This window comes from Streptomyces sp. NPDC090045 (assembly GCF_044747975.1).
Classification (GTDB): domain Bacteria; phylum Actinomycetota; class Actinomycetes; order Streptomycetales; family Streptomycetaceae; genus Streptomyces.
The window spans coordinates 197,403-216,601 of the sequence record NZ_JBIVFA010000014.1; the positions used below are offsets into that span (position 1 = coordinate 197,403).

The window sequence follows — 19,199 nt, forward strand, 5'->3', positions numbered from 1 at the left end:
CTGGTCCGAGGTGCCATTGGTCAAGTCGTGGCAGCTCATCGCGGGTGCGGCCGTTGCCGGCCTCGCCCTGTCGGTGGCAGTGGTGGCCGCCGCCGGTCCGTGGGACTCCGGCCAGCGTAAGGCCGAGCGGGACAGGGCCGCCTCCTGGGGCCTCACGGGTGGCACAGATCACGGTGGCGGGCCCGGCTCCGGTCCCCTGCCGCAGGCCGCGCCCAGCGCCCCCGGCGTGCTCGGCGCGATCGGCCCCGGCGCCGCACGGGGGCAGGCGGCCGCCCCCGCCCCCTCCGGGAAACTCGCCGCCGCGCTCAAGCCGCTCCTCGCCGACCCCGCGCTGGGCACCGTACGCACCGCATCCGTCGTCGACACCGCCACCGGGCAGGTGCTCTACGAGTCCGGGGCGCGGGACGCCATGACGCCCGCGTCGACCGTCAAGATCGTCACCGCCGCCGCCGCACTCGCCGCGCTCGGGCCCGAGCACCGGATCAGGACCACCGTCGTGCCCGGAGCCGCCCCCGGACAGATCGTCCTGGTCGGCGGCGGCGACCCCTCCCTCACCGCGAAGAAGAAGAGCCCCGCCGGATCCGGCGGCAGCCTCGTCGCACTCGCCGCCGACACCGCGCAGGCCCTCAAGGCCGCCGGAACGGACACCGTGACCCTCGGCTACGACGACAGCCTCTACACCGGCCCCGCCCGCCACCCGATCGGCCTGAACCCCAACATCGCGCTCGTGACCGCCCTGACGGCCGACGAGGGCCGCCCCGACGACTCCACCTCCGGGCCCGTGGACCGGGCCGAGGACCCGTCCAAGGACGCCGCCCGCGCCTTCCGCACGCTGCTCACGGAACGCGGCATCAAGGTCACCGGCGAACCCGCCAGGACCAAGCCCGCCGCCGGGGACGCACCCGCCCAGCCGCTCGCCACCACCCTCTCCACCCCGGTGGCCGGGCTCGTCGAGCGGATGCTGACCAACAGCGACAACGACATCGCCGAAGCCCTCGCTCGGCAGACCGCCCTCGCCTCCGGCCAGCCCGCCAGCTTCGAAGGCGCGGAGAAGGCCGTCGCCGCCAAGCTCGCCGCCCTCGGCGTCGACACCGCGGGCTCCCGCTTCGCCGACGGCAGCGGCCTGAACCGCGCCGACAAGGTCAGCGCCGGCCTGCTCACCGGCCTCCTCACCAAGGCCGCCGACCCGCTCCACCCGGAGCTGCGGCCGGTCCTCACCGGACTGCCCGTCGCCGGCTTCACCGGCACCCTGCGCGGCCGCAACGCCGGCACCTCCCCGGCCGCGGGCCTGCTCCGGGCCAAGACCGGCACCCTGACGGGCGTCAACTCCCTCTCCGGTACCGTCGTCGACCCCTCCGGCCGACTGCTCGCCTTCGCCTTCCTGACCGCGAACAGCCCCGGCCCCGAAGGCGCCGAGAAGGCCCTCGACAAGCTCGCCGCGGCCGTCGCGACCAGTTCGTAGGGGGTCCGCCGGGCGCCCTGCCCACGTACGGTTGACGCATGACGAGCATCAGTGGTGCGGAGATGGTCGACTGGAACCTCGCGGTGGCGACCGCGACCCGTTTGGTGCGACCGGGGCCGGAGGTCACCCGGGACGAGGCACGGGCGGTCGTCGCGGAGCTGCGCGGGCACGCCAGGACCTCGGAACGGCACGTGCGCGAGTTCACCCGGATGATCGCGGAAGGCGCCGCCGTCCCCGACACCCCCGTCCTGGTCGTCGACCGGGCCGGCTGGGTCAAGGCCAACGTCGCCGGATTCCGCGAGCTGCTCCAGCCGCTCCTCGGCAAGATGCAGGACCGCCGCGCGGGCGCCGGCGGCGGGGCCGTGCTCGGCGCGGTCGGCGGCAAGGTCACCGGAGTCGAGCTGGGCATGCTGCTGAGCTTCCTGGCCTCCAGGGTCCTCGGCCAGTACGAGACCTTCGCCCCCGTCTCGCGCGACCTGCCGGCCTCGGCCGCGGGCGGCCGGCTGCTGCTCGTCGCCCCCAACATCGTGCACGTCGAGCGCGAGCTGGAGGTGAACCCGCACGACTTCCGGCTGTGGGTCTGCCTGCACGAGGAGACGCACCGTACACAGTTCACGGCCGTCCCGTGGCTGCGCGACCACCTCGAAGGCGAAATCCAGACGTTCCTGGGCGCCACCGACGTGGACCCGGCGACCGTCCTGGAGCGCGTCCGGGAGGCCGCCCAGTCCTTCGCGGGCGCCCGCCCCGACGCCGAGCACGGCGACGAGGGGCGCTCCTTCGTCGAACTCGTGCAGACCCCCGAGCAGCGCGAGATCCTGGGCCGCCTCACCGCCGTCATGTCCCTCCTGGAGGGCCACGCCGACTTCGTCATGGACGGGGTCGGCCCCCAGGTGGTGCCCTCGGTCGCCGAGATCCGCGAGAAGTTCCAGCAGCGCAGGGCCAGCGGAGCCGGCCGTCTCGACGCCGCCCTGCGCAAGCTCCTCGGCCTCGACGCCAAGCTGCGCCAGTACCGCGACGGCGAGCGCTTCGTACGGGCCGTCGTCGGCCAGGTCGGCATGGACGGCTTCAACCGGGTCTGGACCTCCCCGAACACACTGCCGACCAAGGCCGAGATCGCCAGGCCCGCCGACTGGGTGGCCCGAGTCCACCGCAAGGGGAGCGAAGGGAGCGAATGAGGGTGACTCAAGGGGCGTAAACATGTCTCACTGGGGGAAGCAGCATCACCCGTCCGAGGGACCGTGGGCCGTGGAAGGGCGTGCGATGCTCGGGGAACGGCTCGGTTCTGTCACCATCAACGCACTCTGAGTGACATTCCTGAGTGGCAGCCCCCGCCCGGCGGGGGAACCGGGCACCACCCCAGCGCACCACACCCCAACGCCTCCGAGGCATCCGAACTCCATCGAAGGGCACCGGACATGGGTCCCCATCCTGCGGTCGCGGCGATACGCCTGGCGGTCCGCCGCGTACTCCACGACGTCCTCACCGACCTCACCGACACCCCCGCCGGCCCCCGCACCGCAGCGGGCACCCGGCCACTCGTCCTCGTCGCGTGCTCCGGCGGCGCCGACTCCATGGCGCTCGCCTCGGCCCTCGCGTTCGAGGCCCCCAAACTCGGCATCCGGGCCGGCGGCATCACCGTCGACCACGGCCTCCAGCCCGGCTCCGACCTGCGCGCCGCCGAGGTCGTCACCCGCATGACCGCACTCCGCCTCGACCCGGTGGAGTCCGTCGCCGTGCGCGTCGGCCGTGACGGCGGACCCGAGGCCGCCGCCCGCGACGCCCGCTACGGGGCCCTGGACGAGGCCGCAGACCGCCTCGGCGCCGCCGCCGTGCTCCTGGGCCACACCCGGGACGATCAAGCCGAAACCGTCCTGCTGGGCCTCGCCCGCGGCTCCGGGATCCGCTCGCTGTCCGGCATGGCAGAAAAGTCAGGAGGACCCGGCCGCAGCCACCGCTACCGCCGCCCCTTCCTCCAGGTGGACCGGCAGACCGCCCGCAAGGCCTGCATGGTCCAGTCCCTCCCCGTCTGGGACGACCCGCACAACATCGACCCCGCCTACACCCGCTCCCGCCTGCGCCACGAGGGACTGCCCGCCCTGGAGAAGGCGCTGGGCAAGGGGGTCGTCGAGGCCCTGGCCCGCACCGCCCAGCTCTCCCGCGACGACGCCGACGCCCTGGACGCCTGGGCCGCCGAGGCCGAGACCGGCGTACGGGACGCGGACGGCCGCCTGGAGTGCGCCAAGCTGTACGCCCTGCCCCCGGCCGTCCGCCGCCGGGTGCTGCGCAGGGCCGTGGTCGCCGCGGGCTCTCCCGCGGGTTCCCTCTTCGCCCGCCACATCGAGGAAGTCGACCGGCTCATCACCGGATGGCGCGGCCAGGGCGCCATCAACCTGCCCGGACGGGTGGAGGCCCAGCGGCAGGGTGGCAGACTTGTCATCCGGCAGGGCTGATTGGTGCTGAAACACGGCTGAGTCCTCCGGGGACACCCCCGGAGCCCCGGCCGACAACGAAAGTGATGCGGGTGGACGAGAAGGACATGGGCAACGACCTCCAGTCGGTGCTCATCACCAAGGAAGAGATCGACGCGAAGCTGGCCGAGCTGGCCGCGAAGATCGACGCGGAGTACGCGGGCAAGGACCTGCTCATCGTCGGTGTGCTCAAGGGCGCCGTGATGGTGATGGCGGACCTGGCGCGCGCCTTGTCCACCCCGCTCACCATGGACTGGATGGCGGTGTCCTCGTACGGCGCCGGAACCCAGTCCTCGGGTGTGGTCCGGATCCTCAAGGACCTGGACACCGACATCAAGGACAAGCACGTCCTGATCGTCGAGGACATCATCGACTCCGGTCTGACGCTGTCCTGGCTGCTGTCGAACCTGGGCTCCCGCCAGCCGGCCTCCCTCGAGGTCGTCACGCTGCTGCGCAAGCCCGAGGCCGCGAAGGTCGCGATCGACGTGAAGTGGGTCGGCTTCGACATCCCCAACGAGTTCGTGGTGGGCTACGGCCTCGACTACGCGGAGAAGTACCGCAACCTGCCGTTCGTCGGCACGCTCGCCCCGCACGTCTACGGCGGCTGATCCCGCCCCCCGTCCCCGGGGCCCGCTGCGGGAAGCGGCGCACGCTCCGGGGAACCTGTGGGCGATTCCCGCCGTTGAAGCAGGGGAAGGCGGGTCTGTCAGCCGTCCCACGGGGCCGCGGGTGACAATACAGGGGTACATTCCGAAGAACAGTCTTTACTCACAGCAGCATTTACCTACGGGCAGGAGGGACGGGGTGCCTGGCGCCCCGTATGGATGGACGTGAAGCGATACTTCCGTGGGCCGGTCATGTGGATCGTGCTGGCCGTCCTCGCCGTGGTCGTGTTGATGAATGTCGTCGGCTCCGGCGGCGGCTACAAGTCGGTGGACACCAGCGAGGTCATCAAGGCGATCAACACTGGCCAGGTGGAGACAGCGAAGCTGACCACCGGCGACAGCCAGATGATCAAGATCGAGCTGCGCGACGGCCAGAAGCTCGGCAAGCACGACGGCACCAAGTTCCAGGCCAACTACATCGGGGATCAGGGCGTCCAGCTCGCCCAGAGCCTCCAGACCAAGTACGACGCCGGTCAGATCCCGGACGGGTACTCCGTCACTCCGGACAAGACCAGCCCGTTCCTGAGCGTTCTCCTCTCGCTCCTGCCCTTCGTCCTCATCGTCGTTGTCTTCCTGTTCCTGATGAACCAGATGCAGGGCGGCGGCTCCCGGGTCATGAACTTCGGGAAGTCCAAGGCCAAGCTCATCACCAAGGACACCCCGAAGACGACGTTCGCCGATGTCGCGGGCTCGGACGAGGCCGTCGAGGAACTCCACGAGATCAAGGAGTTCCTCCAGGAGCCGGCGAAGTTCCAGGCCGTCGGCGCCAAGATCCCCAAGGGCGTGCTGCTGTACGGCCCGCCCGGCACCGGCAAGACCCTGCTCGCGCGCGCCGTCGCGGGCGAGGCCGGTGTCCCCTTCTACTCGATCTCCGGATCCGACTTCGTCGAGATGTTCGTCGGTGTCGGTGCCTCGCGTGTCCGTGACCTGTTCGAGCAGGCCAAGGCCAACGCCCCGGCGATCGTCTTCGTCGACGAGATCGACGCCGTCGGCCGGCACCGCGGTGCGGGTCTCGGCGGCGGTCACGACGAGCGCGAGCAGACCCTCAACCAGCTGCTGGTCGAGATGGACGGCTTCGACGTGAAGGGCGGCGTCATCCTGATCGCCGCCACGAACCGTCCGGACATCCTCGACCCGGCACTGCTGCGCCCCGGCCGCTTCGACCGGCAGATCGCGGTCGACCGTCCGGACATGCAGGGCCGTCTGGAGATCCTCAAGGTCCACCAGAAGGGCAAGCCGGTCGCCCCGGACGTCGACCTGGGCGCCGTCGCCCGCCGTACGCCCGGCTTCACCGGTGCCGATCTCTCCAACGTCCTGAACGAGGCCGCGCTCCTCACGGCCCGCTCGGACAAGAAGCTGATCGACAACCACTCGCTGGACGAGGCGATCGACCGCGTCGTGGCGGGCCCGCAGAAGCGGACCCGGATCATGTCGGACCGGGAAAAGAAGATCACCGCGTACCACGAGGGCGGACACGCCCTGGTCGCGGCGGCCTCCCCGAACTCCGACCCGGTCCACAAGATCACGATCCTGTCCCGCGGCCGGGCCCTGGGCTACACCATGGTCCTGCCCGACGAGGACAAGTACTCGACCACGCGCAACGAGATGCTCGACCAGCTGGCGTACATGCTGGGCGGGCGCGCGGCCGAGGAGCTGGTCTTCCACGACCCGACCACGGGCGCGGCGAACGACATCGAGAAGGCCACCGCCACGGCGCGGGCCATGGTCACGCAGTACGGCATGACCGAGCGTCTCGGTGCGATCAAGTTCGGCGGCGACAACACCGAGCCGTTCCTGGGCCGCGAGATGTCGCACCCGCGGGACTACTCGGAAGAGGTCGCGGCGCTGGTCGACGAAGAGGTCAAGAAGCTCATCGAGACCGCGCACAACGAGGCCTGGGAGATCCTCGTCGAGAACCGTGACGTCCTCGACAACCTGGTCCTCGCGCTGCTGGAGAAGGAGACGCTGAACAAGGAGCAGATCGCCGAGATCTTCTCGACGATCGTGAAGCGTCCGGCCCGCCCCGCGTGGACCGGCTCCTCCCGCCGCACCCCCTCCACCCGTCCGCCGGTGCTCTCTCCCAAGGAGCTCCAGCTGACGAACTCGGCGAACGGCACCTCGGCGACCACTGCCGTCACGCCGGTCTCCACGGAGAAGGGCATCGAGGTGGCCCCCGAGGACCGCCCGGAAGTCTGATCCACCCTGATCCACCCGGAATGGAAGCCGCGCCCCCCAGGTTCTAGCCTGGGGGGCGCGGCACTTTCATCTGGTCATACTTGGGTGGCCGCGAGCGCTGTGCACACAGGAACGAGGAAGAGATGACCGACCCAGTGACCCTGACCGGCGATGAGGGCACGATCGGCGTGTTCGACGAGAAGCGCGCCGAGGCGGCGGTCCGTGAGCTCCTGATCGCGGTCGGCGAGGACCCTGACCGCGAGGGTCTCCTGGAGACCCCGGCGCGCGTGGCGCGGGCGTACCGGGAGATATTCGCCGGCCTCTACCAGAAGCCCGAAGAGGTCCTGACCACGACGTTCGACCTCGGCCACGACGAGATGGTCCTGGTGAAGGACATCGAGGTCATGAGCTCGTGTGAGCATCATCTGGTCCCGTTCCACGGTGTCGCGCACGTCGGCTACATCCCGTCCACCGACGGCAAGATCACCGGCCTGTCGAAGCTGGCCCGCCTCGTGGACGTGTTCGCCCGCCGTCCCCAGGTGCAGGAGCGCCTGACCACGCAGATCGCGGACTCCCTGATGGAGATCCTGGACCCGCGCGGCGCCATCGTGGTCATCGAGTGCGAGCACATGTGCATGACCATGCGAGGCGTCCGCAAGCCCGGCGCGAAGACCATCACCTCGGCGGTCCGCGGCCAGCTCCGCGACCCCGCCACCCGCAACGAGGCCATGTCCCTGATCATGGCTCGCTGAGCCGGTGGCCCCCCGGGGAGGTTCTGATCAGCCCCGGCGGCACGTCTAGAGTGTGCTGCTGATGATCGTGAGGAGCCGCCGGGGAGGGCGGTTCCGCGACGGGGGGAGTCGGTCAGTGGTTGGCATGCGCATATTTTCGGCCCGGTGGGTACGGGGTGGGCTCGCCCTCGCCTGCGGCGGCGTGCTCGTCGCCTGCGGGGGCCCGGCGGAGGGCGGGAAGCCAGGCCCCGCGGCGTCCGGGGGCTCCTCCGCGTCCCCGTCCGGTGCCGCGCCGTCCGGCAAGCCCGCAGAGCCTTCCCAGGGGGCCCATGACCGGCTCGCGGGACGAGGGCCGGTCCTGGACGTGAAGGGCGCGAAGTACCGGCACTCCGTGCGGATCGTCGACGCGGTGGTGAGCCCCAACACCTCCGAGGAGCCGGCGCCGAGCGGTCTGACGTACATCCAGCTCGTGCTCAGGGTCACCGGCGAGCCCGGCCGGCAGCTGAAGGCTCCGAACCCCAAGCACTGGGTCGTTGAGTTCGACGGCTGCCGGGCAGCTCGGGAGAAGAACTCCCAGGTGAGCTGCGGTCTGATGGACGGCGGCTCGCCGTACTACGCTCGCGCGGACATGGAATCGGACGAGTTCGGCCCGGGCGTGGACAGCATGTTCGGCACCCTGGAGGCGGACACGGCGTACTGGCTCCGCGCCTGGCAGCTCATCCCGGAGAACGCGGACCTGACCCAGGCCACGTTCTGCGAGGTGGGCCCGCCGTCATCCCGGGTCAACGACAACTGTATTCCGGTGGGCGAGGTGCGCACCGGGAATCCGGCGCTGCCCGGATCCGGCTGAGTCAGGCTCGGGCAGGGGACTCCGGGGTGGTGTCGTCGTCCTCGGGGAGCTTCAGGACCCGCTCCAGGAAGAGGGCGGCGGCGATGACGGCGATGCCTGCCAGGACCGAGAAGGCGGCGTACCAGGCCTGGTCGCGGCGGGCGGGGATGTCCAGGGAGTCGGTCAGCAGGAAGACGCCCACCCCGCCGTACATGCCCGCCACGAGCGCCGCCACCAGGGCGCTGGCCTGGCCGAAGACCACCGCGCGGGCCGCCATCAGCGGCTCCACGCCCTTGGCCCCGGGGCGGCGCTCGCGCTGGGCCTTGAGGCGGGACCGCATGGACAGGGCCGTGGCCAGCAGGACCGCCGCGATGACGCCGAGGACGATCGGTGCGGCCAGCGGAACGCCGGGCAGCGTGCCGTACGCGTTCCACAGGCGGGCGCCCGCCCAGGACAGGATCCCGGCGACCACGAAGATGCCCGCCAGGACCGCCGGCCTCAGTTGCTTCACTTGCCCGTTCCCCGCTTTCCGCGCCGATCAGTCAGGCAGTCCACAGGGTAACGACTACTCCGGGAGGTGGAGTTCCAGGTCGGGGCGCGGCGTGACGCCGCTCAGGCCGGTTTCGGCCAGGAGCGCGGCGACCGGGCCGCGGCCCGGGATCTGGGCCTCCGGGTCGATGTCGTGCCAGGGGGCCAGCACGAAGGCGCGCTGGTGGGCGCGCGGGTGCGGCAGGGTGAGGACGGGGTCGTCGGAGACCCTGTCGGCGTACGCGACGATGTCCACGTCGATCGTGCGCGGGCCCCAGCGCTCCTCGCGGACGCGGTCGAAGGCCTCCTCGATGGCGTGGCCGCGCTCCAGGAGCGAGGACGGGGGCAGCGTGGTCTTCACCGCGATGACCGCGTTGAGGTACGAGGGCTGCGAGCCGGGCTGGACGCCCCACGGCTCGGTCTCGTAGACGGGGGAGACGGCCTTGACCCGCAGGCCCGGGGTGTCGCCGAGGGCGTCGATGGCGCCCTGGAGGGTCTCCAGCCGGTTGCCGAGGTTCGCGCCGAGCGCGATCACGGCCCATTTCGGGTTGGACAGGGTGACGTCCGCGGCGTCGACCGTCTCCACGACGGAGGCGGGTACCGGCTGGACGGTGGGGTCGCTCTGAGCGTTCAGTCCGTTGTTCATGCGCGGCTCCGGGTGATCGTGATGGTCACGTCGTCGAAGGGGACGGTGATGGGCGCGTCCGGCTTGTGGACGACGACCTCCACCTGCGCCACCGCTTCGTGCTTCAGGCACTGCTGGGCGATCCGCTCGGCCAGGGTCTCGATCAGGTCCACGGGCTCGCCCTGGACCACGTCGACGACCTCCTCCGCGACCACCCCGTAGTGCACGGTCTTCGCCAGGTCGTCTCCGGCCGCCGCGGGGCGGGTGTCGAGGTGCAGCACGAGGTCGACGATGAAGGTCTGGCCTTCCTCGCGCTCCCGGGGGAAGACGCCGTGGTGCCCGCGAGCCTTGAGGCCGCGCAGCGCGACACGATCCACGCGAATCACTCCTGCTTTCGTAGTGCTTCCGGTCCCGGGACTCCCCGGGGCCATGGGCCTACGCCGAGTGCGGTCGGCGTCGTCCGTCTTCGAATTTACCTGCGAAATACTCCGGGTCCCGCCGTAGGGGTCAGGAGGCGTCGTCCTCGTCCTCGTCCTCGGACTCCGTGAGGACGGGAGAACCGTGGTGGGACCAGAGGAGCCAGCCCTCGGATGTGCGTCGGAACACATTCGTGGCGACGACGAGCTGACCGACGAGCGGGCCGAGTTCCCCGCCGTCCTCGGCGGGTCCGCCGCTGAGGATGTTCTCGGTGCACGTGACCAGGGCGGTGTCACCTATGACGGCCACCTTGGTGTCGGTGAGGAAGAACTGGATGTAGTCCGTGTGGGACATGATCAGGGCGTACGAGCGGAGTACCTCGCCGCGGCCGGAGAGCACGGGCCAGCCGGGGTGCACGCAGGAGATCTCGTCCTCCAGCCAGAGCGCCGACAGAGCGTCGAAGTCCCCCCGCTCCATTGCCTCGTAGAAGGCCGTGTTGACCTCCTCGACCGCTTCGATGTCGGTTCTGCTCACATTGCTCCTTGTCGGTCGTTGAGGATCAGAGTGCCCCTTCCACGGCGCGGGCGACGCGAACCGCGTCCGCGGTCGCCCGGACCTCGTGGACCCGCACGGCCCAGGCGCCCTGGTGGGCGGCGATGGCGGAGACGGCGGCCGTCGCGGCGTCGCGCTCGCGGGCGGGCGGCGGGGCGGCGTCGTCCGCGCCGGCCAGGACCCGGCCGAGGAAACGCTTCCTCGACGCGGCGACCAGCAGCGGGAAGCCCAGCGCGCGCAGCTCGGGCAGGTGGGCGACCAGGGCCAGGTCGTGCTCGGCGTTCTTGGCGAAGCCGAGGCCCGGGTCGACGACGAGCCGTTCGGGGGCGATCCCGCCGGCCACGACGGCGTCGATCCGGTCCCGGAGCTCGGCGGTGACCTCGGCGAGCACGTCCTCGTAGACGGCGAGGCTGTTCATGCCGGCGCTGAAGCCGCGCCAGTGCATCACGACGAAGGGCACCTCGGCGGCGGCGACGGCGGGGATCATGCCGGGGTCGGCGAGTCCGCCGCTGACGTCGTTGACGAGGAGGGCGCCCGCGGCGACGGCCTGGGCGGCGACGGCCGCGCGCATGGTGTCGACGGAGACGGTGACGCCTTCGGAGGCGAGGCCGCGGACCACGGGGACGACCCGGCGCAGCTCTTCCTCCTCGTCGACGCGGGAGGCGCCGGGCCGGGTGGACTCGCCGCCGACGTCGACGAGGTCGGCGCCCTGCTCGACGAGGTCGAGGCCGCGCTTGACCGCTGCGGTGGTGTCGAACCAGCGGCCGCCGTCGGAGAAGGAGTCGGGGGTGACGTTGACGACGCCCATGACCGCGCAGCGGTCCCACTCCGGCAGACCTGTGACCCGGCCCCTGCCGGTGGCTCCGCGCTTCGTGTTCATAGGTCCAAGGGTAGGGCTGACCTGGATACGGCAGGGCCCCGGCGGTCTGTCGGCCGCCGGGGCCCGGTGGGCGTACGGGTGGCTAGGCCACCTGCGCCTCGCGTTCCGTCTGCTTCGGGACGGTCGTCATGTGGTTGTGCGTGCAGGTGCGGACGGGCTTGGGGCGGCGGCGGCTCTCGAAGAGGCGCGGGAGGGCCAGCGTCACGAAGCCCTCGGCCTGCATGACGGCGAAGCCGATGCGGGGCAGGTCGCGGGTGGAGCGGTAGACCATGAAGCGCGGCTCCCAGCGGGGGCGGAACTTCTCGTTGAACTTGTACAGGGACTCGATCTGGAACCAGCGCGAGAGGAAGACCAGCAGGCCGCGCCACATCCGCAGCACCGGGCCGGCGCCGATCTTCTCGCCGCGGGCGAGGGCGGCGCGGAACATCGCGAAGTTCAGCGAGACCTTTTCGATGCCGAGGCCCGGGCAGGCTTCCAGGGAGGCCACGATGAGGAGCTCGTTCATGCCGGGGTCGGCGGCGCGGTCGCGGCGCATCAGCTCGAGCGACATGCCGTCCTTGCCCCACGGGACGAAGTGCAGGACGGCCTTGAGGTCGCCGTACGGGCTGGTGTCGCCCTCCTCCACGCGGTGGGCGGTGGCGATGAAGCAGTCGCCGTCGCCTTCCTCGCCGACCCGGCCGAGCGCCATCGAGAAGCCGCGCTCGGTGTCGGTGCCGCGCCAGGCCTCGGCGGCGCCGCGGACCTGCTCGAGCTCGGTCTCGGTGAGCTCGCTGACGCGGCGGACCTTGGTGGTGTAGCCGTTGCGCTCGATGCGCTTCACCATCTGGCGGACATTGCGCATGGCGCGGCCCGAGAGGGAGAAGTCTTTGACATCGACAATTGCCTCGTCACCCAGCTCCAGGGCGTCCAGGCCGGTCTCGCGGGTCCAGACCTCGCCGCCGGTCTCGCTGCACCCGACGACGGCCGGGGTCCAGGAGTGGGCCTTGGCCTCCGCCATGAACCGCTCGATGGCGCCGGGCCAGGCCTCGACGTCGCCGATGGGGTCGCCGGAGGCGAGCATCACGCCGGAGACGACGCGGTAGGTGACGGCGGCCTTGCCGCTGGGGGAGAAGACGACGGCCTTGTCGCGGCGGAGCGCGAAGTGGCCGAGCGAGTCGCGGCCGCCGTGCTTGGCGAGCAGCTCGCGCAGCTTGGTCTCGTCGTCGGTGGTGAGGCGGGCGGCCGGGTGCTCGGGGCGCAGGGCCAGGTAGATGGTGGTGAGCGCGGTCAGCATGCCGAGGGCGCCGAGGGAGTAGCCGACGGTCCAGGAGACCCGGCCGGCGTAGTTGACCGGGCCCTCGAAGCCGAAGAGGCCCTCGATGACGTGGCGGAGCTGCTCGGACAGGCCGGGGTTGCCGACGACCTTGCCGGGGTGGACGTTGACGATGACCAGCCCGAGGCCGATGGAACCGGCGCTCATCAGCACGAAGTTCGCGAGTGCCTTCCAGCGGCTGCGCGGGTCCGGGAGGGCCTTGAATTCACCCTGGTGGCGCAGCAGCAGTGCGAGGAGCACCGCGGAGATGACCACGCTGATGACCGAGTGGCGGTACGCGAACTGCGCCGCCGCGCCTGCGGGCAGCAGGACGACGGCGGCCCGCCAGGCCCGCCGCTTGTGGCGCTTGAGGCCGTGGGCGAGCAGCAGGAGCAGTACGCCCGCGCTGATGGAGAGGGCTGCCGCGAACGGGCCCAGGGACCCGGGCAGCACTTCTGTGACCGCGTGGATCCGGCTGTGCCGGAAGCGCGGGAAGACACCGGCCGCGATGTCCAGAAGGCCGACGATCATGACGGCCGTACCTACCAGGCCGGGCACCGACTCCGGCTGTGGGCCTCGGAGGATTCGGCGGACCCTGCTCGGAACCTGTCCCGACTTATCGCCATCTATCCTGCTAGACATCGCTTCCCGTTGCTCCGCGAGAGATCATGTGGCCGAAGGCCGCGACAGCCTCCGGTGTGTGGTGCGTCCCTTAGGACGACATCGACGAGGAGCGGGTTCACTCTTTCGTCGGAAAAAAACTGTCCTGCCACCAGAAAGTCGACTGACTGCTCATGGGTCTCACGAGTACTACGGTTCTGGCGTTGGCCATCCTGGCCGGTGTGCTGCTGTTCGCGGCCACGGTCTGGATGTGGCCGAAGCTTTCGGGCCGCACCTGGCGCGCTGTCGCCGGCCGGATCGGGCTCCTGCTGGCGACGCAGCTGGCGCTGTTCTCGGCTGTGGGTCTCGCGGCTAACAAGTCGTTCCTCTTCTACGGTTCCTGGGCCGACCTGTTCGGCCAGGAGACGTCCATGGGCAAGGTCGTCGACCACTCGATGAGCAGCGATGACATCAAGGTCGTCGACAAGCAGAAGCTGGACGTCCCCGGTGGTGCCAAGCCTCAGGTGGGCGGTCAGATCCTGAAGGTTGCCATAACCGGGCAGAAGTCGAAGATAACGAGCCCCGGCTACGTCTGGCTCCCGCCGGAGTACTTTCAGCCCCAGCACAAGGACCAGAACTTCCCCGCGTCCATCGTCCTGACGGGCTACCCGGGCACCGCCGAGAACCTGATCAAAGGGCTCGACTACCCCATGAAGGCCTTCAGCCTGTCCAAGTCGGGCAAGATGAAGCCGATGATCCTGGTCATGCTGCGCCCGACGATCGCGCCGCCGCGTGACACCGAGTGCGTCGATATACCCGGCGGGCCGCAGACCGAGACCTTCTTCGCCGAGGACCTCCCGCAGGCCATCCAGAGCACCTTCCGGGTCGGCAAGAAGCCGCAGAACATGGGCTTCATCGGGAACTCCACGGGCGGTTACTGCGCACTGAAGATCGCCGCGCACTACCCGGAGACCTTCGGCGCCGCCGCGGGTCTGTCCGCGTACTACGACGCCCCGGACGACCCGACGACCGGTGACCTGTTCCACGGGGACGAGAAGCTGAAGAAGCGTGCGGATGTGCTGCACAGCATCGAGAACAAGAAGCCGAGCGGTACGTCCTTCCTCGTGACCAGCAGCGAGAAGGGCGAGCCGAACCTCGGTGACACCCGGAAGTTCATCAAGAAGGTGAAGGGCCCGGACCGGGTCTCCTCGATCATCCTCGACAGCGGTGGCCACAACTTCAACACGTGGCGACGCGAGATCCCGCCGATGCTGGTGTGGATGAGCGGACGCATCCAGGCCTGAGGCCGTGGACGCGGTGAAGGCGGAAGGGCCCGGCTCCGGCCGGGCCCTTCCGCCTTCGCGTCACGCGTCCTGCAACTGGGCCCGGCGCAGTGCCCGGTGCACGCCCTCCGGGGTCAGTACGCCGACCAGGGCGCCGGAGTCGGGGTCCGTGACCCCGATCCGGCCCGAGTCCTCCTGCAGCAGGGCGGCGAGCGCCTCGCGCAGCGTCGCGCCCAGCTCCACGGCCGCGGCCGGGGCCTTGCCCTCGGCCGCCGCCAGGTCGGCGGCCTCGACCGCGGTGACGGCGAGCCGCTTCAGGCCGCGGTCGGAGCCGACGAAGGAGGCCACGTACGGGGTGGCGGGCGATCCGAGGACCGCCGCGGGGCGGGCGAACTGCTCGATGGTGCCGGTCCCGTAGACGGCGATGCGGTCGCCGAGCCGGATGGCCTCCTCCAGGTCGTGCGTGACCAGCAGGATCGTCTTGCGCACCGTCTTCTGCAGCGTCAGGAACTCGTTCTGGAGCCGTTCGCGCACCACCGGGTCCACCGCGCCGAACGGCTCGTCCATCAGCAGCACCGGCGGATCGGCGGCGAGCGCGCGGGCCACGCCGACGCGCTGGCGCTGCCCGCCCGACAGCTGCTCCGGGTACCGGCCTCCGTAGACGGCCGGATCCAGCCCCACCAGTTCGAGCAGCTCGGCCGCCCGGGCGCGGGCCCGGGTCTTCGGGGTGCCGATCAGCTGAGGCACGGTGGCCGTGTTCTCCAGGACCGTCTTGTGGGGGAACAGTCCGACCTGCTGGATGACGTACCCGATGCGGCGGCGCAGTTCGACGGGGTCGGCGGCGGCGATGTCCTCGCCGGCCAGCAGGATCCGGCCGGAGGTCGGGTCGATGAGCCGGTTGACCATCTTCATCGTGGTCGTCTTGCCGCAGCCGGACGGTCCCACGAGCGTGACCAGCTCGCCCTCCGCCACCTCGAAGGACAGGTCCTCGACGGCTGTCGTCCCGTCGGGGTAGCGCTTGGTCACGTGCTCGAATCGGATCACGGGTCCATCCTTCCGCACGCGCGGTGCGGTTTTGTGAAGGGCGTGTTGCTCCGGTGCGAAGGATTCCGGCCACGGGGGGTGGTGCGGGTTATGGTCGCTCGTGGTCGTGTGATCGTAAGACGTGTGTTCGAAGACGGGGGGTGGGGTGGATGGCCGGGCGGAACTGCCTGGTGGCGAACGACTGGATCTGCTGGGACTACGTCACCTCCCGCTCCCAGGAACTCACCGACGCCACCGTCGAACACATCTGGATCACGGGCGTGTCGGTCCTGATCGGCATCGTCGTGTCCGTGCCGCTCGCCCTGCTGGCCCGCCGCGGCCGCCGCTGGGCGGCGCCCGTGCTCGCCTTCACCACGCTGCTCTACACGGTCCCCTCGCTGGCCATGTTCTCCCTGCTGCTGCCCGTCTTCGGGCTCTCGGCGGCGCTGGTGGTGACCGGGCTCGTGCTGTATTCGCTGACGATCCTGGTGCGCAACGTGCTGGCCGGCCTGGAGGCCGTGCCCGAGGAGGTGCGCGAGGCCGCGCGCGGCATGGGCTACGGCCCGGGGCGGCTGATGTGGCAGGTCGAACTGCCGCTGGCGCTGCCCGCGCTGCTCGCCGGCGTACGGATCGCCACCGTCTCGACGGTCGCGCTGACCACGGTCGGCTCCATCGTCGGCAAGGGGGGCCTCGGCAACCTCATCGCCCCGGCGGTGAACAGCTCCTTCAAGGCCCAGGTGCTCACCGCCTCGGTGCTGTGCGTGCTGCTCGCGCTCGTGGCCGACCTGCTGCTGCTGGGCCTGCAGCGGCTGCTCACGCCGTGGACCCGGGCCGGAGCCCGCCCGGCGGCTTCCGGGAAGGGGGCCTGAGGCCGTGGGAGTACTGGGAGGGGCCTGGGACTGGCTGGCGAACGGCGCCAACTGGTCGGGGGAGAGCGGGGTCTGGCACCGGCTCGGCGAGCACGTCTACGTCAGCGGGGTCGCGCTGGCCATCGCCTGCGCGGTGGCGCTGCCGGTCGGCCTGTACCTCGGCCACCTCGGCAAGGGCGGCGCCCTCGCGATCAACGTGTCCAACATCGGCCGGGCCGTTCCGGTCTTCGCGGTGCTGGCGCTGTTCATGGTCTCCCCGCTGCGCAACGCGGGCTATCTGCCGACCATCGCGGCGCTGGTGCTGTTCGCCGTCCCGCCGCTGCTGACCAACGCGTACGTCGGCATGCGCGAGGTGGACCGCTCGGTGGTGGAGGCCGCCCGGGGCATGGGCATGTCCGGCGGCCAGCTCTTCCTGCGCGTCGAGCTCCCGCTGGCGCGCGGCCTGGTGATGACGGGGCTGCGCTCGGGCGCGGTGCAGGTCGTCGCCACGGCCACGATCGCCGCGATGGTCGGCCAGGGCGGCCTCGGCCGGATCATCACCGCCGGCTTCAACACGTACAACACCCCGCAGGTCGTCGCGGGCGCCCTGCTGGTGGCCGCTCTCGCCCTGCTGGTGGAGGGCGTCCTGGTGGCGGCGGACCGGCTGCTGCCGCGGGCCGCGGGCCACCGCTGAATCCCGTGCATCCTGTCCACAGTCCCGAACGGAGTCACTCCATGACCAAGACCACGCGCGTCCTCGGCGCGTCCCTGGGCGCCCTGGCCCTGACGGTGTCGCTGGCCGCGTGCGGCGGCGACAGCCTGGAGAAGAGCAAGGACGGCGGCTCGTCGGCCCCGGCCGCGGGGGGCAAGGGCGCCCTGGTCGTCGGCGCCGCCGGGTTCACCGAGTCGAACGTGCTGGCGGAGCTGTACGCGCAGGTCCTCAAGGACGCGGGCTACAGCACCTCCGTCAAGACGGTCAACAACCGCGAGCTGTACGAACCCTCGCTGGAGAAGGGCGAGATCGACGTCGTCCCGGAGTACGCGGCCACGCTCGCCGAGTTCCTCAACGCCAAGGTGAACGGTCCGAAGGCGCCGGAGGAGAAGCCGGTGGCGACGAGCGACGTCGCGGCGACGGTGGCGGCCCTGGAGAAGCTCGCCGCCCCGCTCGGGCTGAAGGCGCTGCCCGCGGGCGGGGCGGTCGACCAGAACGCATTCGCGGTGACCAAGGAATTCGCCCAGAAGAACAACCTGAAGACGCTTTCCGATCTTGGCAAGTCCGGGCTGAAGGTGAAGATCGCGGCGGGCGACGAATGCTCCGTACGGCCCTTCTGCGCACCGGGGTTGACGACAACATACGGAATTCAGGTTTCCGGTATTGACCCGAAGGGCGTCGGCACCCCGCAGGCCAAGCAGGCCGTCAAGGACGGCGCCGACCAGCTCGTGCTGACCACGACCACGGACGCCACCCTCGACAGCTTCGGCCTGGTCCTGCTGGAGGACGACAAGAAGCTCCAGAACGCCGACAACGTGCTCCCGGTGGTCAACGCCAAGGACGCCGGCGCCCCCGAGGTCGCGGCCGCCCTCGACCAGCTGACCAAGGCCCTCACGACGGCCGATCTGGTCGACCTGAACCGGAAGGTGGACGCCGAGCGCGCCAAGCCGGCGGACGTGGCGAAGGCCTACCTGGAGTCCAAGGGTCTTCTGAAGAAGTAGAAGTCACGTGGGTTGATGGAGGAATGTGGCGTACCTGCCCGGGAAGAGCGGCAAGAGATTTGCCGGGCGGGTATCCCGCTGGACCCCCACGCCCTGTAAATTTCGGGCCATGCCCCGTGGACGCCACCGCAATCCCGAACCCCTGCACCGGCTGCTCACGCCGACGACCGTCGCAGGTGTGTCCGTCATCAGCGCCGGAGCGGCCTGGCTGCTCGCGGAACCGCTGGCGCTGAGGCTGCTCGTGGCCCTCACCGCGGCCGCCGGGGTCGGCGGCGCCGTCGTGATGCGCGCCTGGGACCGTTCGGCGGGCCGCCGCGTCGCGGAGCTCGCGCGCGAGCGGGTCAAGGACGAGTGGCGGACGGACGAGCGGATAGCCGAGCTCGAGTCCGACCTCGAGGAGGCCCGCGTGCTGCGCGGCCGGCTCGACGCCAAGCTGCGCGCCAAGCGGGTCGAACTGGCCGGGCTGCGCGGCGAGCACGCGGCGCTGCTGCGGCGGTACGCGACCGCCGAGACCGAGCGCGCCAGCGCCCTGGAGGGCCGCCGGCTGCTGGCCATCGAGGCCTCCGCGGCTCCGGCCGCCGCCGCGCAGAAGGAACTTCCGCCCGTCTCCGAGGAGCGCACCTCGGCGGGCGCGCCCACCACGGTCGGCTACGCCCGGGCCCACGCGGCTCTGGGGGCGCTGGCCCGCAGGACGCAGACTCAGGCGGCGCTGCCCGCGTCGCCCGCCGCGCCGGCGCTCCCCTCGCCCTCCGCCCCCGCGTCCTCGGTCCCGGCCCGGCGTCAGGCTGCGGCGGTGGCCCCGTACGCGGCCCAGCGGCGTACGGCCTCCCGCGTCGAGGGCGGCTTCGACTTCTTCGGCACCAAGAACGCGGCGCAGGCCCGTGCGGTGATCGAGGCGGTCCAGAACGAGGACCTGGCCGACGTGGTCGGCGCCGAGGCCCTCGCGGTCCACAAGGCGGAGTCCGCCCAGGACGCCCCCGGACCGGAGTTCAAGCCGGCGACCGCCGAGACCCGTGCGGTGGGCCAGGTCATCGACCTGACGGCCCACGACGAGACCGAGCCGATCGACGTGGTCCGCCTGCGCACCGCGATCTCGTAGCACCCGGCAG

The 19,199-nt window shown here is 71.1% G+C and carries 19 protein-coding genes; 12 read left to right on the forward strand and 7 right to left on the reverse strand.

All coding sequences use genetic code 11. The features are described from left to right. Window positions 1-10: 10 nt before the first annotated feature. The 7 genes from dacB to ACIPYQ_RS31485 all read left to right on the forward strand — a co-directional run bounded on the left by dacB (window position 11) and on the right by ACIPYQ_RS31485 (window position 8,351). Window positions 11-1,462, forward strand: a complete 1,452-nt coding sequence (gene dacB, locus ACIPYQ_RS31455; RefSeq protein WP_401257345.1) for a D-alanyl-D-alanine carboxypeptidase/D-alanyl-D-alanine-endopeptidase — start codon at window positions 11-13, stop codon at window positions 1,460-1,462. Window positions 1,463-1,500: 38 nt separating this feature from the next. Continuing rightward, complete coding sequence (locus ACIPYQ_RS31460; protein ID WP_401257347.1) at window positions 1,501-2,637, forward strand: zinc-dependent metalloprotease; 1,137 nt, start codon at window positions 1,501-1,503, stop codon at window positions 2,635-2,637. 240 nt (window positions 2,638-2,877) lie between these two features. Then, window positions 2,878-3,912, forward strand: coding sequence for a tRNA lysidine(34) synthetase TilS (gene tilS, locus ACIPYQ_RS31465; RefSeq protein ID WP_401257349.1), 1,035 nt, complete (start codon window positions 2,878-2,880; stop codon window positions 3,910-3,912). A 65-nt stretch (window positions 3,913-3,977) separates the two neighbouring features. Next, window positions 3,978-4,538: a hypoxanthine phosphoribosyltransferase gene (gene hpt, locus ACIPYQ_RS31470; RefSeq protein WP_030010907.1), complete on the forward strand. Its 561-nt coding sequence runs from the start codon at window positions 3,978-3,980 to the stop codon at window positions 4,536-4,538. A gap of 216 nt (window positions 4,539-4,754) precedes the next feature. Further along, on the forward strand, window positions 4,755-6,791 hold the full coding sequence (ftsH, locus tag ACIPYQ_RS31475; protein ID WP_361752533.1) for an ATP-dependent zinc metalloprotease FtsH: 2,037 nt from the start codon (window positions 4,755-4,757) through the stop codon (window positions 6,789-6,791). A 122-nt stretch (window positions 6,792-6,913) separates the two neighbouring features. Then, entirely contained in the window at window positions 6,914-7,522 is a 609-nt protein-coding gene (gene folE, locus ACIPYQ_RS31480; RefSeq protein ID WP_319726065.1) for a GTP cyclohydrolase I FolE, read from the forward strand. Between the two features lie 124 nt (window positions 7,523-7,646). Next, on the forward strand, window positions 7,647-8,351 hold the full coding sequence (locus tag ACIPYQ_RS31485) for a hypothetical protein (protein ID WP_401257352.1): 705 nt from the start codon (window positions 7,647-7,649) through the stop codon (window positions 8,349-8,351). A 1-nt stretch (window position 8,352) separates the two neighbouring features. Here the strand turns inward: ACIPYQ_RS31485 and ACIPYQ_RS31490 are convergent, their stop codons facing one another. The 6 genes from ACIPYQ_RS31490 to ACIPYQ_RS31515 form a co-directional block, all read right to left on the reverse strand. Next, window positions 8,353-8,841: a DUF3180 domain-containing protein gene (locus tag ACIPYQ_RS31490; RefSeq protein ID WP_401257354.1), complete on the reverse strand. Its 489-nt coding sequence runs from the start codon at window positions 8,839-8,841 to the stop codon at window positions 8,353-8,355. A 54-nt stretch (window positions 8,842-8,895) separates the two neighbouring features. Then, window positions 8,896-9,504 carry a 2-amino-4-hydroxy-6-hydroxymethyldihydropteridine diphosphokinase gene (gene folK / locus ACIPYQ_RS31495; protein ID WP_361752539.1) on the reverse strand — a complete coding sequence of 203 codons (609 nt, stop codon included), beginning with the start codon at window positions 9,502-9,504 and terminating at the stop codon, window positions 8,896-8,898. Next, on the reverse strand, window positions 9,501-9,860 hold the full coding sequence (gene folB / locus ACIPYQ_RS31500) for a dihydroneopterin aldolase (RefSeq protein ID WP_030010912.1): 360 nt from the start codon (window positions 9,858-9,860) through the stop codon (window positions 9,501-9,503). Before folB ends, folK begins: the two co-directional genes overlap by 4 nt. Window positions 9,861-9,990: 130 nt before the next feature. Continuing rightward, a complete protein-coding gene (locus tag ACIPYQ_RS31505; protein WP_401257444.1) occupies window positions 9,991-10,377 on the reverse strand; it encodes a nuclear transport factor 2 family protein in 387 nt (128 codons plus the stop codon). A gap of 82 nt (window positions 10,378-10,459) precedes the next feature. Beyond that, a complete protein-coding gene (folP, locus tag ACIPYQ_RS31510; RefSeq protein ID WP_361752543.1) occupies window positions 10,460-11,332 on the reverse strand; it encodes a dihydropteroate synthase in 873 nt (290 codons plus the stop codon). 82 nt (window positions 11,333-11,414) lie between these two features. After that, complete coding sequence (locus ACIPYQ_RS31515) at window positions 11,415-13,265, reverse strand: phosphatidylglycerol lysyltransferase domain-containing protein (RefSeq protein ID WP_401257357.1); 1,851 nt, start codon at window positions 13,263-13,265, stop codon at window positions 11,415-11,417. Between the two features lie 152 nt (window positions 13,266-13,417). Between ACIPYQ_RS31515 and ACIPYQ_RS31520 the strand changes: the two genes are divergently transcribed. Next, window positions 13,418-14,527: an alpha/beta hydrolase-fold protein gene (locus ACIPYQ_RS31520; RefSeq protein WP_319726043.1), complete on the forward strand. Its 1,110-nt coding sequence runs from the start codon at window positions 13,418-13,420 to the stop codon at window positions 14,525-14,527. A gap of 60 nt (window positions 14,528-14,587) precedes the next feature. On the opposite strand, the gene ACIPYQ_RS31525 is transcribed toward ACIPYQ_RS31520, so the two are convergent. Continuing rightward, the gene (locus tag ACIPYQ_RS31525; RefSeq protein WP_401257359.1) at window positions 14,588-15,550 is read right to left on the reverse strand and encodes an ABC transporter ATP-binding protein; all 963 of its coding nucleotides are present in this window, start codon (window positions 15,548-15,550) and stop codon (window positions 14,588-14,590) included. 149 nt (window positions 15,551-15,699) lie between these two features. On the opposite strand from ACIPYQ_RS31525, the gene ACIPYQ_RS31530 reads away from it, so the two are divergent. The 4 genes from ACIPYQ_RS31530 to ACIPYQ_RS31545 all read left to right on the forward strand — a co-directional run bounded on the left by ACIPYQ_RS31530 (window position 15,700) and on the right by ACIPYQ_RS31545 (window position 19,189). Beyond that, window positions 15,700-16,398 (forward strand): ABC transporter permease, encoded by a 699-nt coding sequence (locus tag ACIPYQ_RS31530; protein WP_401257361.1) that lies wholly within the window; start codon window positions 15,700-15,702, stop codon window positions 16,396-16,398. Window positions 16,399-16,402: 4 nt separating this feature from the next. Next, window positions 16,403-17,071, forward strand: coding sequence for an ABC transporter permease (locus ACIPYQ_RS31535; protein ID WP_361752552.1), 669 nt, complete (start codon window positions 16,403-16,405; stop codon window positions 17,069-17,071). 41 nt (window positions 17,072-17,112) lie between these two features. Continuing rightward, window positions 17,113-18,090: an ABC transporter substrate-binding protein gene (locus ACIPYQ_RS31540; RefSeq protein ID WP_401257363.1), complete on the forward strand. Its 978-nt coding sequence runs from the start codon at window positions 17,113-17,115 to the stop codon at window positions 18,088-18,090. 109 nt (window positions 18,091-18,199) lie between these two features. After that, window positions 18,200-19,189: a hypothetical protein gene (locus tag ACIPYQ_RS31545; RefSeq protein WP_361752556.1), complete on the forward strand. Its 990-nt coding sequence runs from the start codon at window positions 18,200-18,202 to the stop codon at window positions 19,187-19,189. Window positions 19,190-19,199 lie beyond the last annotated feature (10 nt).

What these genes read in the sequence shown, in the direction of transcription:
- ACIPYQ_RS31460 (WP_401257347.1), top strand. Translation starts at nt 1,501, where the DNA reads ATGACGAGCATCAGTGGTGCGGAGATGGTCGACTGGAACCTCGCGGTG.
- tilS (WP_401257349.1), top strand. Translation starts at nt 2,878, where the DNA reads ATGGGTCCCCATCCTGCGGTCGCGGCGATACGCCTGGCGGTCCGCCGC.
- hpt (WP_030010907.1), top strand. Translation starts at nt 3,978, where the DNA reads ATGCGGGTGGACGAGAAGGACATGGGCAACGACCTCCAGTCGGTGCTC.
- ftsH (WP_361752533.1), top strand. Translation starts at nt 4,755, where the DNA reads ATGGACGTGAAGCGATACTTCCGTGGGCCGGTCATGTGGATCGTGCTG.
- folE (WP_319726065.1), top strand. Translation starts at nt 6,914, where the DNA reads ATGACCGACCCAGTGACCCTGACCGGCGATGAGGGCACGATCGGCGTG.
- ACIPYQ_RS31485 (WP_401257352.1), top strand. Translation starts at nt 7,647, where the DNA reads ATGCGCATATTTTCGGCCCGGTGGGTACGGGGTGGGCTCGCCCTCGCC.
- folK (WP_361752539.1), bottom strand. Translation starts at nt 9,504, where the DNA reads ATGAACAACGGACTGAACGCTCAGAGCGACCCCACCGTCCAGCCGGTA.
- ACIPYQ_RS31505 (WP_401257444.1), bottom strand. Translation starts at nt 10,377, where the DNA reads ATGGAGCGGGGGGACTTCGACGCTCTGTCGGCGCTCTGGCTGGAGGAC.
- folP (WP_361752543.1), bottom strand. Translation starts at nt 11,332, where the DNA reads ATGAACACGAAGCGCGGAGCCACCGGCAGGGGCCGGGTCACAGGTCTG.
- ACIPYQ_RS31515 (WP_401257357.1), bottom strand. Translation starts at nt 13,265, where the DNA reads ATGTCTAGCAGGATAGATGGCGATAAGTCGGGACAGGTTCCGAGCAGG.
- ACIPYQ_RS31520 (WP_319726043.1), top strand. Translation starts at nt 13,418, where the DNA reads ATGGGTCTCACGAGTACTACGGTTCTGGCGTTGGCCATCCTGGCCGGT.
- ACIPYQ_RS31530 (WP_401257361.1), top strand. Translation starts at nt 15,700, where the DNA reads ATGGCCGGGCGGAACTGCCTGGTGGCGAACGACTGGATCTGCTGGGAC.
- ACIPYQ_RS31540 (WP_401257363.1), top strand. Translation starts at nt 17,113, where the DNA reads ATGACCAAGACCACGCGCGTCCTCGGCGCGTCCCTGGGCGCCCTGGCC.
- ACIPYQ_RS31545 (WP_361752556.1), top strand. Translation starts at nt 18,200, where the DNA reads ATGCCCCGTGGACGCCACCGCAATCCCGAACCCCTGCACCGGCTGCTC.